This is a genomic window from Natrinema pallidum, from assembly GCF_005890195.1.
GTDB lineage: Archaea > Halobacteriota > Halobacteria > Halobacteriales > Natrialbaceae > Natrinema > Natrinema pallidum.
On record NZ_CP040637.1, the window covers coordinates 1,785,519 to 1,799,417 of the forward strand.

At 64.9% G+C, this 13,899-nt stretch carries 11 protein-coding genes and 1 pseudogene; 5 read left to right on the top strand and 7 right to left on the bottom strand.

The genetic code is table 11. The features are described 5' to 3' along the window. Positions 1–18: 18 nt before the first annotated feature. On the top strand, positions 19–1,311 hold the full coding sequence (locus tag FGF80_RS08865; RefSeq protein WP_138653439.1) for a helix-turn-helix transcriptional regulator: 1,293 nt from the start codon (positions 19–21) through the stop codon (positions 1,309–1,311). A 101-nt stretch (positions 1,312–1,412) separates the two neighbouring features. Here FGF80_RS08865 and FGF80_RS08870 read toward each other — a convergent pair. Next, a pseudogene (locus FGF80_RS08870) lies at positions 1,413–2,149 on the bottom strand (hypothetical protein). Between the two features lie 289 nt (positions 2,150–2,438). Next, positions 2,439–3,434 carry a radical SAM protein gene (locus FGF80_RS08875; protein WP_006183836.1) on the bottom strand — a complete coding sequence of 332 codons (996 nt, stop codon included), beginning with the start codon at positions 3,432–3,434 and terminating at the stop codon, positions 2,439–2,441. Between the two features lie 97 nt (positions 3,435–3,531). Between FGF80_RS08875 and FGF80_RS08880 the strand changes: the two genes are divergently transcribed. Both FGF80_RS08880 and FGF80_RS08885 read left to right on the top strand, forming a co-directional pair. Further along, a complete protein-coding gene (locus tag FGF80_RS08880; RefSeq protein ID WP_006183835.1) occupies positions 3,532–3,966 on the top strand; it encodes a response regulator in 435 nt (144 codons plus the stop codon). A gap of 172 nt (positions 3,967–4,138) precedes the next feature. Beyond that, positions 4,139–5,254, top strand: coding sequence for a DUF373 family protein (locus FGF80_RS08885; protein WP_138653443.1), 1,116 nt, complete (start codon positions 4,139–4,141; stop codon positions 5,252–5,254). Positions 5,255–5,299: 45 nt separating this feature from the next. Here the strand turns inward: FGF80_RS08885 and FGF80_RS08890 are convergent, their stop codons facing one another. From FGF80_RS08890 to FGF80_RS08910, 5 genes are all read right to left on the bottom strand, one after another. Next, positions 5,300–6,142 carry a polyprenyl synthetase family protein gene (locus FGF80_RS08890; protein WP_006183833.1) on the bottom strand — a complete coding sequence of 281 codons (843 nt, stop codon included), beginning with the start codon at positions 6,140–6,142 and terminating at the stop codon, positions 5,300–5,302. A 57-nt stretch (positions 6,143–6,199) separates the two neighbouring features. Continuing rightward, positions 6,200–8,776 (bottom strand): methyl-accepting chemotaxis protein, encoded by a 2,577-nt coding sequence (locus FGF80_RS08895; RefSeq protein ID WP_138653445.1) that lies wholly within the window; start codon positions 8,774–8,776, stop codon positions 6,200–6,202. Next, the gene (locus tag FGF80_RS08900) at positions 8,776–10,044 is read right to left on the bottom strand and encodes an ABC transporter substrate-binding protein (RefSeq protein ID WP_138653447.1); all 1,269 of its coding nucleotides are present in this window, start codon (positions 10,042–10,044) and stop codon (positions 8,776–8,778) included. The genes FGF80_RS08895 and FGF80_RS08900 overlap by 1 nt, the downstream gene beginning before the upstream one ends. 272 nt (positions 10,045–10,316) lie before the next feature. After that, positions 10,317–11,273, bottom strand: coding sequence for an electron transfer flavoprotein subunit alpha/FixB family protein (locus tag FGF80_RS08905; RefSeq protein ID WP_006183830.1), 957 nt, complete (start codon positions 11,271–11,273; stop codon positions 10,317–10,319). Beyond that, a complete protein-coding gene (locus FGF80_RS08910; RefSeq protein ID WP_006183829.1) occupies positions 11,270–12,061 on the bottom strand; it encodes an electron transfer flavoprotein subunit beta/FixA family protein in 792 nt (263 codons plus the stop codon). The genes FGF80_RS08905 and FGF80_RS08910 overlap by 4 nt, the downstream gene beginning before the upstream one ends. Before the next feature lie 206 nt (positions 12,062–12,267). On the opposite strand from FGF80_RS08910, the gene FGF80_RS08915 reads away from it, so the two are divergent. Then, a complete protein-coding gene (locus FGF80_RS08915; protein WP_006183828.1) occupies positions 12,268–12,744 on the top strand; it encodes a TRAM domain-containing protein in 477 nt (158 codons plus the stop codon). A 122-nt stretch (positions 12,745–12,866) separates the two neighbouring features. Next, positions 12,867–13,859: an MBL fold metallo-hydrolase gene (locus FGF80_RS08920; protein ID WP_138653449.1), complete on the top strand. Its 993-nt coding sequence runs from the start codon at positions 12,867–12,869 to the stop codon at positions 13,857–13,859. Positions 13,860–13,899: the final 40 nt, after the last annotated feature.

Here is a 13,899-nt window from a genome sequence, read left to right on the forward strand (position 1 = left end):
AACCACCCGTTGATACGCATGCGGATGTCCACTGCCGCCACACTCGCCCTCGCGGTCCTCCTCGCTACGACCACGCTGGGGGCAGTGGCCGCAACGCCGTCGGGTCAGTCCCACCCGACGGACGAGCGGTCCCCGCCAGCGCCCTCCCCTCACGTCTCCGCCCTCGAGTCGCCGACCGCCACCTCGGCCGCAGTCACACCACCTTCGCTCGAGCGACCCGACACCCGGCAGATCATCAACGTTCGAATCACCGAGTCCGGGAACGCCGAATGGACGGTTGAGAGTCGCTTCCGTCTAACGAACGATACCGATGCGCAAACGTTCGACGAGTACGCCGACGCGGTCGTCTCGGGACACCGAGACGCTTCGTACGACCCTCGATTGTTCATGCAATACGTGGGCATCGTATCCGAGGCGACCGGGCGCGAGATGTCGGTCGAAAACGAAGGGTGGGACGACCCTCGAATCGAAGAGCGCGACGAATCGGATCAGGACTCGGACGGGACGGTCGATCGGATCGGTGTCATCTCCTACTCGTTTACGTGGACGAACTTCGCTACCGTCGACGGGGATCGAATTCGCGTCGGCGATTCGTTCCAGGCGGCTGATCGGAACGTGATCCAGACGCTGGGGGCCGGTCAGCGCCTCGTCGTCGAGCCGCCGCCGAACTACGGCTTCGTCGACGCACCGACAGGGACGGAAGACGGTGCGCTCGTCTGGGACGGCCCCCACGAGTTCGGCCCGGACGGTCTCCAGATGACGATTCTCGCAGGTGCCGGTCAGGGCCCTCTCCTCTTTTCGGGCGGCGGCTGGCTGCTCGCCGCCGTGCTCGGCCTCGTAATCGTCGTCGGTGGCGCCGTGTATCTGCTCACGCAACGAACGCTCGACGTCCCGATCTCAGCCGACCGCCTCTCGTCGCTCGGCATCCTTGCGAGACTCGGCGAGGATACCGGAGACGACCGCGAAAGCCCGACAGCCGATCGAGCCGGCGGTTCCGAAGCGGTCGCGTCCGCGGCGGCCGACCCGGCCACCAACGGTCCCGAACCGGGTACCCACCTCGAGTTCGAGGAGTCTGTCGAAGACGAGATCGATCCCGAACTGTTGAGCGACGAGGAGCGCGTCCTCCGCTTGCTCAAACAGAACGGCGGGCGGATGAAACAGGGGACGATCGTTACCGAGACCGGCTGGTCGAACGCCAAGGTCTCCCAACTGCTCTCGAAGATGGCCGACGACGACGAGATCGAGAAGCTCAGGATCGGCCGGGAGAACCTCATCACGTTACCGGGCGTCGACCCGACCGAGATCGACTGAGCCTCGTGGAGAACGGTCGATCCGTGGCCGTCACCGATCATCCCGTCCCGAAACGCACTGCACACTCGAGCCGACGACCGCTTGCGGTCGATCGTGACGGTTCAGGTAGACGCGGCGCTCTCGCTCGGTTCCGACTCGTCGGCGGTCGCACTCAAGCCGTCGTGCCCCCATCCGGGGCGTACTGAATCTCCCTGCCCACGGCGTCGTAGATATCGTCCCAATCCTTGTCCTCGTCCATCAGGAAGACTTCGACGGTCAGCGGGCCAGCACCGAACTCCTCGAGACCGGCCGGCCGAACGTCGATGCGATACGTTCCGTTCTCGTCCATTCGAACCTGGTCCGTCCGTTCGACGAGCTTCTGCTCGTCTTCGTTGATCTTGACGAAGAAGTACGGTTCTCCGATCACGTCGCCGTGTTCCGGCGGATCGACGGACTCCATGCTGGTGTTGGCGACGATCTCGAGGGTAAAACTCGAGTAGCCGTCGCCGTTCGCTGCGGGTTCCTTGTCGACGAACGTGACGGACTGAATCCGATCCTCGCGCTTGTCTTCCAGCGGACGGTTCGGTTCCTCGGGCGGCTGCCACGCCGCCTCTGCGGTGTTATCTCCGCTGTCCGCGTCCGTGTCCGTGTCGTCGTCAGTTCCGTTCGGATCGGCGTCGCCGGCGACGGATTCGATATCATCGGCCCCATCCGCGTCCGTCTCGGTCCCGTTTAGCGGGTCCGTCTCGGCGTCGGAGCCGGTCGATGGCCCGTCCGTTTGCGAGCCCCCGAGGGCGCTGCACCCGGAAAGTGCCACGAGCAGTGCGACGGCGACGACGGCGACAGTTCGGAAATGCATCGTACTCCGGCGTTCCGGTCCGGCCCGGATTATTACAGCCTCGCTAAGCGACAGCGTCCCCGTTCAGTTCGGAAACGAGACTGAGCGGCTTTGAAACGGCCGTGCTCTTGCGTTGGCCACTGTGGGACGGTGCTTATACTGTGCAAAAACGTTCCCGCCAGGCCGGTCCGTGATCGGACGTCGTCCCGAGTCGCCCGCTGCTCTCTCGTCGAGGATTCGACAGCGGCGGTCGCACGGCTCGAACCATCCGCGACAAAGCCGTTCGGCCGCCGCTGTTCGCTCGCAGTACTTAGGCGAGGGGCGTCCGCTCGACCACTTGTCCGTCGTAAGTCGGATACTGTTCGACGATCTCGCCGTCCTCGAGATCGCCGTCCTCGATCATCTCCTCTAGGAGCCACCAGGCGACCTCGACGTGGTCGGTTTTGACGGTGTAAAACTCCTCGGGGACGCCCAGGGCTTCGAATGCCGCGGGGTCGGCGTGGGTCTTGCCGTAGACGAGCGTGCCGTCGTCGGTGACGTCGTCGAACTCGCGACGGATGTTGCGGGCCATGCGCTTGAGACGGCGGCGGTGCTGGGCCGCGTCCTTGAAGACGGAGGTACAGAAGTAAACCTTCTCGTGGTCGCCCATCACGTCGAGGATCTCCTCGCGGGAGCCGTCGACGGCACTCATGTGGTCTTCCTTGAGTTCGTACCCCTGTTCCTGCATTCGGCGGTAGTTCCCGTCGCTCATCTCGAACTCGTTGATGTTACAGAACTCGGCCGCGCCCTCGTCCAAGAACTCGAGGAACTCCGCTTCGGCGCGGATACCGGGGATTTCGAACGCGGGGGTCAGCCCTTCTTCGCGGGCGATGTGGAGGATCTCCTCCCATTCGGTCCCGTGGAGGTCTCCCCACTGTTCGTAGGGCGGGTGGAACCGGATTTCGTCCAAGCCGGCCTCCGAGAGCCGACGCATGTTCTCGCGGCCGCCGGTGATGCCGGTGTAGAGGTGAGTGTGGTGGTCCTCGCCGAACTCGTCTTTGAGGAGCTCGAGGTAGTGACAGGTCCGACCGAGGGCCTCCTGGGGTTCGCCACCGGTAATCGACGTCCCCAGTGCATCCATCCGGTGGGCTTCGGTGAGGACGTCGTCGTCGCTCTCGACGAGTCGTTCGTTGGCGTAGACATCGGTGACGTTCTTGCGGTTCTCGCCGAGCGGGCAGTAAAAGCAGTCGCGCTGGTCGCAGTAACCGTAGACGAACAGCACCATTTTCCCACCTTTCGCGCACTGCTCACAGCCCTTCGAGATCATTCGAGGGAACATATCCGCCCGAGCCTCAAAAGCCGTGCGAAATCAGCGAGGGTCCACCGACGCTATTATATCACTGCGACGGAATGTACCGCATCCGATGTCATCGGGGATTCACGTCCTCTGTATCGACGACGACCCCCACTACCGCGAGTTGACGGCGACCGTTCTCGAGCGGCGCGACGACGATATCGTCGTGACGACCGCCGAAACCGGAGGCGAAGTGCTGGCGATCGTCGACGGCGAGTGCGATACCGACCCCGATCACGGGATCGACTGCGTCGTCAGCGATTACGACATGCCCGGCATGGACGGCCTCGCGTTGGTCGCGGCGATGCGGGACCGGGACCTCGACGTTCCGTTTCTCCTGTTTACGGGGGCCGGGTCCGCGGAGATCGCAGACGAGGCGATCTCGGCCGGCGTCACCGACTACGTCCGGAAAGGGTCGGGAACCGACCAGTACGACGAGTTGGCCGCCCGAATCGAAACCGCCGTCGAGAGCCACCGCGCCGACTGCGGGAGCGACGTCCGCTGACGCGGTCCGCGACCTGCTCTCCTCGACGACCGAGCGACGTCTCAGGCACGATTTCGGACGCCGGACGGGAAGGAACGAGTTCACGACGTACGGACCGGGCACCTCCCGCTCGCGGCGGCTTCGATTCCGTCGTCCAGAAGAGAGAAATACCGCGGCGTGCAACTACGAGGCGATGCTGTTGGTCCTCTGTGTCGATCTCGACGACGATCTCGGCCGCAAGACCGGCTTTTCGACGCCGGTCACCGGCCGCGAGCCCGTCGAAGAGGCGGCCATCGCCCTCGCGACCGCCGATCCGGAGGACTCGGACGTCAACGTCATCTTCCAGGGCTTGCACATCTACGACGATCTCGCCGACCGCGAGGAAAGCGTCGAGGTCGCCGTCGTCACCGGGAACGATCAGGGCGACGTCAGCGCCAACCGCGAAGTCGGAGACGAAGTCGATACCGTCCTCGCAAGCCTCTCGACCGCGGAAGACGTCACCGCCCTCGTGGTCACGGACGGCGCACAGGACGAATCCGTCATCCCGATCATCCGCTCGCGCGTCCCCATCGACGGCGTCCGGCGAGTCGTCGTCCGACAGGCACAGAACTTGGAATCGATGTACTACACGATCAAGCAGGTATTAGACGACCCTGAAACGCGCGGGACGGTACTCATTCCCCTCGGGATTCTCCTGTTGATCTACCCGCTCGCACTTGTCGGCTCCGTACTGGAGATGCCCGGGTTCGTGCTGGGGACGACGTCGGCGTTACTCGGCTTGTACCTCATCTCTCGCGGGCTGTGCCTCGGCGATCGACTGGATGCCACCGTCGAGCGCGCCCGTCACTCGCTGTATGCCGGCCGCACGACGCTGCTGGCGTACGTCGTCGCCGCGGCGCTGTTCGTCCTCGGCGGCGTCAGCGGGATGGAAACCCTCGAGTCGGTGCGCGACTCGACCACGGGGGACCTCGACGTACCGGTCATGCTCGCGGCACTGGTCAACGGCGCGATTCTCTGGTTCGCCGCCGCGGGGCTGACCACCAGTCTCGGCCAGATCACCGACGAGTACATCGCCGGCTCGCTCGAGTGGCGCTATCTGAACGCGCCGTTTTACGTGCTCTCGATCGCGGTCGTCCTCCACGCGGTGAGCGCGTTCTTCCTCGAGAGAGTCGCGATCACGTATCTCGCGGCGTCGCTGACGGCCGGCACGCTGCTCGGGATCGTGAGTACGCTCACGTTCGCCGTCGCGGAGTCGCGGTTCTCGGACGCGGATCGGGACGACGGACGGCGCGGGGCCGAACGCGTCTGATCCGGTCGGTCGCTCGAGACGCTGCCGACCGTGTCGTCACACCGGCTATTGGTCCCGCTCGACGACGAATTCGGCGAGATCGAGGAGATACTGTCGTGCGTCGGGATCGGCGACCTCGACCCGATCCAGGGCGTCGATCGCCCGGTCGGCTTCCTGCCGGGCGTGGGCGTTCGCCTCGTCGGGCGTGAGATCCGTCACCTGAACGACCGACGGGCGCTCCAAGGCGGCGTCGTGGCCGGTCGGCTTGCCGAGTTCGTCGGGATCGGCGACGGCGTCTAAGACGTCGTCCCTGATCTGGAAGGCGACCCCGACCCGTTCGGCGTATTCGCCGAGGGCCTCGACGGTGACGGGGTCGGAGTCGGCGGCGATCGCCCCGAGCTCGGCCGCGGCCCGGAACAGCGCACCGGTTTTTCGACGGGCTAACGTCATGTACTCGTCTTCGTTGGTGGGTTCGGCCGACAGTTCGGTCGCCTCGCCGACACCGAGTTCGACCATCGCTTCGGCGACGACGCGCGTCGCATCCGGATTCGCCGAAAAGAGGGCGAACGCCTCGCCCAACAGCCCATCGCTGGTAATGATCGCCGGCCCGTGTCCGAACTCGGCCCAGGCGCTGGTCGTTCCGCGTCGCAGTTCCGAGCGATCGATGATATCGTCGACGACGAGCGAGGCGCTGTGGACGAGTTCGATACCGACGCCGAACTCGACGGCGTCCTCGGCCCGCCCGCCGACCGTCTCACAGGCCAGTAGCGTTACCATCGGACGGACGCGCTTGCCGCCCGAGAGCGCAACGTGGCGCAGTTCGTCGCTGAGCGTCTCGGGTTCAACCCCCTCGACTACCTCGACGAGACGCTCCTCGATCAGCGCCCGTCGGCGCTCCAGCAGTTCCATCACCCGCGCTTAGGACGGCGATAAAAAGTACGTGACGGTTCGACCGTCGACTCGGCCTTACTCGTCGTCGAACCGAGTGAAGGTGAACTCGTCGTCCGACGATCCGTCGGCGTCCGTGTCGTCGGCGTCCGTGTCGTCGGTGCCCGTGTCGTCAGCGTCCGCCTCGGACCCGGTCCCCGTGTCCGCTCCGTCTTCGCCGGCATCGCTTCCGTCTCCCGCATCGGTCACGCCCCGCGTGGCCTCCGTCGATGCTCGGTTGTCGGGTTCGGACTCGGTTGCAGTCTCTGCTACCGCATCGGAGTCCCCATCACCGTGCTCGAGCATGTCGTCGGCGTCGCTGTCCGACTCGTCGAACTCGATGGACATCTCGTGGTCGGATTCGTACTCGTCGATGGAGATGTCTTCCGCTCGGTCGGTGTCGAAGTGATCGAGCGTTTCGCTCAGGTGTGCCGCCTGATCGGCGAGCGAACTCGCGCTCTCCGACACTTCCGAGAGGGCGGAGGTCTGCTCTTCGGCAGCCGCCGCGACGCGCTGCGATTCGGCCGCGGTCGATTCGGAGATGTTCGTCGCCGACGAGACCATGGCGACGACCTCCTGTGTCGAGGCCGCCTGTTCCTCGGTCGCCGCCGAAATCTCCTGGACGCCGTCGTTGGTCCGATCGGCGTAGTGAGCGATCTCGTCCAGCGCCTCCGCGGCGTTTTCGACGGAGCCGACGTGCTCCGAAATCCGCTCCGCGGTGCGCTGGACCTCGGTCGCCGTTTCGCTCGTCTGTTCGTCGATCCGCTCTAACCGCTTTTCGATGTCCTCGGCGGTCGATTTCGTGTCCGCGGCCAACTCCTTGACCTGCGTGGCGACGGCACCGAACCCGGAGCCGTCCTCGCCGCTGTCGCCCCGCGAGGCTTCGATGTTCGCGTTCAGGGCGAGCATGTTCGTCTCACGGGCGACGTCGGAGATGAAGTCGACGAGTTCGTCGACCTGTGCCATCTCCTCCTCGAGGTCCTGGATCGCATCGACGGCCTCAGTGGATTCCGATTCGATCACGTGCATCCCGTCGATGGCTTCCTGCGCCGCTTGGCGGCCGAGCCGTCCCGTTTCGGCCGTCTGCTCCGCGAGGTCGGCGACGTTGTTCGAGGAGGCCGCGATCTCCTCCGTCGTCGTCGACAGGTCGCTCATCTCCTGGTTGACCGACTGCAGGTTCTGATTCTGGCGGTCCGCACCGTCCGAAATGGACTGAATCGAATCGGAAACCTGCTGTGACGCCGAGCGAACCTCCTCGGAGCTGGCAGTCACCTGTTCGCTGGCCGCCGCCACCTCGTCGGCGAAGGCCTTGACGTTGGCCGTCGTCTCCTCGAGCTCCTCGAGCATCTCGTTGAACGCAATCGCGATGTCGGTCATCGCATCGCTCTCGCTCTCGGGATTGAGCCGTTGGGTCAGGTCGCCGTCGGCACACTCGTCCATGACGCTGCTGAACTCCTCGGCTTTGGTCTCGAGGTGGCGGTTCATCGATTCGGTCTCGTCGCGGGCCGCTTCCGCCTCCCTGCGGGCGACCTCGGCCGCCTCGATCTGGTTTCGCAACGAGGTGCGCATGCTGTCGAAGCCGTCGTACAGCCGGCCGATCTCGTCGACGCGGTTCGTCTCGAGATCGACGTCGAGGTTGCCCTCTTCCATCTCGGCCGTCCGGTCGCGGAGCCGAGTCAGCGGGACGACGGTCTGCCGCCCGAGGACGACGCCGACGGCACCGAGCGCGATGAGGCTCGCGAGTACCATCGTGATGACGTTGGTCCCGACGTCGCTCGCGACGCCATAGGCTTGCTCCGCCGGGACGCTCGTGACGGCGACCCACGGGGTGTTGCCCACAGGGACATACGCTCGGACGATATCACTGTCGTGGGTGAGACTCATCCGGCCGCCGAGGGCAGCCTCGATCGCCTCCTTGTCGGCCGTGTCGGCGTTGAGCGACGCCGATTCGGCCTTGAAGACGGTTGCGCCGTCGCCGCTGATAATGGCCGTCGAAGCGGACGTGTTCTCCTCGTGGAGTTGGTTGACCTGATACTCGAGGGTGCCGATGATGACGACGGCCCGATCGTCGCGGTCGGTGACCGGACTGGCGAATGCCATCACTTTGTCGCCGAGAGTGTCCGACTCGTAGGCCGATTGGGAGTGCCAGACGGACTCGTCGAGTCCGAGAGTGTCCTCGAAGCCGTCCGTGGCCCACGGTTCCGACAGATCGGCGAACGATTCGCCGCGATAGGCCGCGTTCGTGCTCGTGACGATTTCGTCGTTCTCGGTGTCGACGTAGTGGATCGCACGGACGTCGACGTCCATCCGGGCCTGCTCTTCGACGAGTTTGCCCTGGACCGCCTGCGGATCACCCTCTCGAAGGACCGACGAATCGGACGCCGTTCGGGTCTGGACGCGCATCGACTCGACCCAGTTACTGATCGTATCCGCGTGCGTTTCGGCGGTCGATTCGAGCTGGTTGTTCGAGTCCGTCCGGACCGTCTTGTCGATCTGGACGTAGCTGACCGCCCCGACGCTCCCGATCACGAGCACGACCGCCAGGATCGAGACCACGAACTTCAGGAGGTACCGCCGCCTGATGAACGACGGAACCAGCGATGCGAGCGACACCATTATGGACTCACCTTTTCTACTTCGGCGATTCCGCCGGAAGCACTTTCGTCGAACTCCCAGTACTGGATGACGCCGTCGGTTATGTCGCCGTTCTCGTCGAAGGTAACCGAACTGGACGCTCCCTGATACGTGACGGCATTGCCCTGGGCCGCGAGATCGATTCCCTCGGCGAGGTTGTCCGGGGTGATCTCCGTCCCGTCCCCGGTCGTGACGACCGGCATGGCGCTGCCGATCGCTTGGCCGTCGTTTTGCCCGGCGTAGGCGTTCGCGAGCAGCAAGACGGCGCTCGCATCGTACGACTGGGGCGTGAAGGCACCCGGTTCGGTACCGTACTCGCTCTCGAACAGCTCCGTGAACGTCTGGTTCCCCGGTCCGTCGACCAGCGGTGCGGTGCCGCGGATGCCGTCGAGCGAGTAGTCGATCTCGTCGTGGAGGCTCCCCTCTTGCATCCCGTCGGTAACGAGGATGTCCTCCGAGGCGTCGGCACCGAGGTCAGTGAGTACCTGGCTGCCGGTCGCCGGATAGCCGATCACGATCAACAGGTCGGGATCGTCCGTTCTGGCCCGTTCGATTGCCGCGTCGTAGGAACTCGAATCCCCTTTCAGTGGGACCTGTGACGTGACCGTGCCGCCGTGTGTGCGCTGGAACGACCGCGTGAACGCCTGACTCAACTGCCAGCCGTAGTCGTTGTTCTCGTAGAGGATCGCAGCGTTGTCGTGGCCGAGGTCGTTCGCCGCCTTCTGAGCCAGGACGATCGCCTGCAGTCGGTCCGACAGCGCGGTCCGGAAGACGAGACCGGCGTCGTTGAGCGACGTGATCGTCGGCGACGTCGCGCTGGGCGAACAGCAGACGGTCCGGTACGGAATGAGCACCTGCTGGGTCGCCTGCAGCGTCACGTCGGCCGCCGCCGGACCGTTGACCATCGGGTACTCATCGGTGGCGAGCGTGTGAGCGCGTTTAACGCCCGTGGACGGGGACGTTTCCGTGTCGACGATCTTGGAGTCGATCTCGAGCGATACGTCGTCTCGTACCTGTTCGACCGGGAGTTTCGCAGCGTCCCGCATTGGTTTCCCGAGCGACTCGAGCGTGCCGCTCTGGGGTTGCATGATACCGAGTTTGAGCGTCCGGTCGGTACCACCAATGGCGGACCCGGACTGGGCATCGTTCGAGTCGAGTCCGGGTACCGAACTGAGACAGCCGGCAAGGCCGCCGAGACCAGCGGTACAGAGACCAGACAGTAGTGTTCGTCGGTTCGGTCGACTGGGCATACCTCCGCATCCAACTCATAGCATATAACTGTACTGTCTGCCAAACCGGAACGGTTAGCTGACTATCAATAGAACGGCGCTATGACCGGCTGAGAGGGTGCGATCGGTGTCGGTATTCGACGGTGGCGATCCCGACCGGGGACTGATCGCGTGGCGTTGCCCACCCGATGCCGAGAACGCGTTACAGAAAGCCGGCGCGCAACACCGCAACTCCGCTCCCGACCGGTCGCGCAACGATTACGGCACAAACCGGTCGCTCGCAGCGCGTCCGCTTATCCGTCGAACTCGTCGATGAGTTCCGGCACGACGTCGAAGAGGTCGTCGACGATCGCGTAGTCGGCGATGTCCATGATCGGCGCGTTGGGGTCCGTGTTGATCGCAACGATCGTATCGGAGCCTTTCATCCCGGCGACGTGCTGGACTGCGCCGGAGATCCCGATCGCGATGTAGACGTCGGGCGTAACGACCTTTCCGGACTGGCCGACCTGCCGGTTCTTGGGCAGCCAGCCGTTGTCGACGATCGGTCGGGACGAAGACAGCGTCGCGCCGAGCGCGTCCGCCAGATCGCGGATCAGATCGAGGTTCTCCTCTTCCTCGATCCCGCGGCCGACCGAGACGAGCAGGTCGGCCTCGCTGATGTCGACATCGCCGCCGCCGACCTCCTCGAAGCCGTTGACGGTCGACCCGATCGCGTCCTCGTCGATGTCCGCATCGAAGGCCTCGATCGTGGCGTCGCCGGTTCCCTCCGCGGCGGGCCACTCGGCACCGCGGATCGTGATCACGGCGTCGCCCTCGAGTTCAGTCGTCGTCTCGACTTTCCCGCCGTACATTTCCCGCGTCGCGACGAGCGTCTCGCCGTCGTTGTCGAGGTCGATCGTGTCGGTGACGACCGGCAGATCGAGTTCGTTGGCGATCGCGGGTGCGTAGTCGAGCCCGTTGACGCTGTTCGGCGTCAGCACGTACTGCGGTGCGAGTTCGTCGTAGAGCTGTGTGATCGCCTGACTGTAGACATCGTGGTTGAACTCCTCGCCGTGGGAGACGGTGTGGATCGCGTCGACGCCGTCGCGGTTGAGTTTGTCGGCGAAGTCGTCGACGGTGCCGCTGATGACCGCGATGTGGAGGTCGCCGCCGGTTTCGTCGGCGAGCTGCCGGCCGGCCGTGATACTCTCGTAGCTGACGTCGCGCAGTTCGCCGCGTCGGTGGTCCGCGACCGCGAGGACGTCCGTCATTGTGCCACCCCCTTGTCGCGGAGCAGTTCACCCAGCTCCGAGGCGGTCTCGTCGGGGCTCCCCTCCCAGAAGGTCGCGTCGCTCTCGCTTTCGGGTTCGTACATGTCCGTGAGCTCGAGTTCGGTCTCGATGGCGCTCTCGTCGACGCCGATGTCTGCCAGCGTCTGGACATCCAGCGGCTTCTGCTGTGCCTGCCGGATGCCACGGAGGCTGGCGTAGCGCGGTTCGTTGATCCCCGTCTGGATCGTCAGGACGGCCGGCAGTTCGATATCGGTCAATTCCTCGACACCGCCCTCGAGTTCGCGTCGGACCGAAGCGAGACCGTTCTCGAGGTCGTGCTCGAGGTGGTTGACGACGGCTCCCCACTGGAAGCCGAGGTTCTCGGCGACCGAGACGCCGGTCGCGCCGAAGCTGTCATCGCCGGCCTGCACGCCGGAGAGCACGAGGTCGGGGTCTTCCGCCTCGATGACGGCGCTGAGGATCTCCGTCTTGGCGTTGACGTCGAGCAGGTCGACGTCCTCGAGGGCGTCGTCCCAGACGCGAACGGCACGGTCCGCACCCTTCGCGAGGGCCTGCCGGACGGTCTGTTCACAGTCCTCCGGACCGATAGTGACCGTTACGACTTCGTCGGCGATGCCGTCTTCCTGCAGCTGCACCGCCTCTTCGATCGCGTAGTCGTCCCACTCGTTGAGATCGGCACCGAGGTACTGATCGGCGATTTCGGTTCCCTCGATTTCGAACTCGTCTTCGACGGTCGCCACCTCTTTGACCGTAACGAGAATTTTCATCGTCTGTCACTGCGACGCCCATACCGTAAATCTTTTCGAAACCGCCCGTCGTGCGGAAGCCGTTCAGTTTCCAGCCGCCACATATTCTGCCGGTACCGTTATATTTGCTGTCCGCTTCCCCGGTGTTTGCTACCACCGTTTCGTTCGATCGTGACCTCGATCCCCAAGACGGAAACGGTTTAACGCCACCGCTGGTAGTGTCGATCATGGCAGACTGTCCACTCGCCGACGACTGCCCGGAGTTCTCCGAACGGATCTCGGGTATGGGTTGTCAGCACTACGGTGATCGGGGTGGCAAGGAGTGGTGTAACCACTACGGCCAGCCGATCGAGGACCTCAAGACACAGCCGGTCAAGTCCGGCGAGGAAGTCATCATCGATGTCGTCGACATGCACGAGAGCGGGGCCGGCGTCGGCCGCACCGAGGACGGCTTTATCGTCATGGTCGACGGCGTTTTGCCGGAGGCCCGTGCACGAGTCGAGATCACGCGAGTCCACAGCAATCACGCACGCGCCGAGGAACTGGAACTTCTGCCGATGGAGCCCGATGACGGTGAAGCGGCGGATGGAGACGGGAACGCCGACGCTGACGGCGATGCCGTTACCGAAGAGCAACCGAACGACGGCGACGACGGCCCCGAACGCGAGCGACTCGGCAGTCGCGATAACTTCTGGGGCTCGTAACGCGGCCCCCGAGTGGACAGATCGCGCACCCCTGCGACTATTTTCGGCGGTGACGGACCGTCCCGGATTCACAGCGTTCCGCTTTACACAACGTTTTCTCGGCTCCGGTGAGACGTGGGTACATGGAACGCATTTCGCTCTCGAACTCGGCGTTCGAAGGCGATAACAACGCCTACCTCTTCGCCGACGGTTCGGAGACGGTACTGATCGATACCGGTGACTGGATGACGACGACCCGCGAGCAACTCGAGGCGGCTCTCTCCGACCGCGGCCTCGAGTTCGCCGACATCGATCGGGTCTTTCTGACCCACTGGCACCACGACCACTGTGGACTGGCCGGCGAGATTCAGGCCGAGAGCGGTGCCGAGGTGCTCGTTCACGCCGCCGACGCGCCGCTCGTCGGCGGCGACGACGACGCCTGGGATGCGATGAACGAGCGCCAGCAGCGATACTTCGCGGAGTGGGGAATGCCCGACGATCGGCAAGCGGCCCTGCTCGAGTACATGGCCGACGGCGAGACGACGGTCGAGACGCCGACCGTGACGGCGTTCGAGGACGGCGACACGTTCTCGTTCAATGACACCGAACTCGAGGCCGTCCATACGTCCGGTCACGCCGCCGGGCTCAGCATGTTCGAGGCGGACCACGACGGCGAACGGGTGGTCTTCTCCGGCGACGCGCTGTTGCCCGTCTACACGCCCAACGTCGGCGGAGCGGACGTGCGCGTCGACCGGCCACTCGCCAAGTACCTCCGTGCGCTCCAGCGGATCGTCGATACCGACTACGACCGTGCGTGGCCGGGACATCGCGATCCGATCGACGACCCCGCCGACCGCGCCCAGCACATCATCGATCACCACAGGGAACGCTCCTGGCGGGTCCTCGATGCCCTCGACCGGAAGGGGCCGTGCGACACCTGGACGGTCAGCGCCGACCTGTTCGGCGACCTCGACGGGATTCACGTCCTCCACGGGCCCGGGGAGGCCTACGCGCACCTGGAACACCTCGAGCGAGCGGGGACCGTCGTTCGCGAGGGCACCGAGTATCGACTCGCCGACGGCGTTGCGGAGGAACTGGCAGCGACCGACGGGGAGCGCTGGGACCTCGAGTATTGACGGACGACGCGTCGCTCCGGGCCGTTCGGTTCGGGTTCGC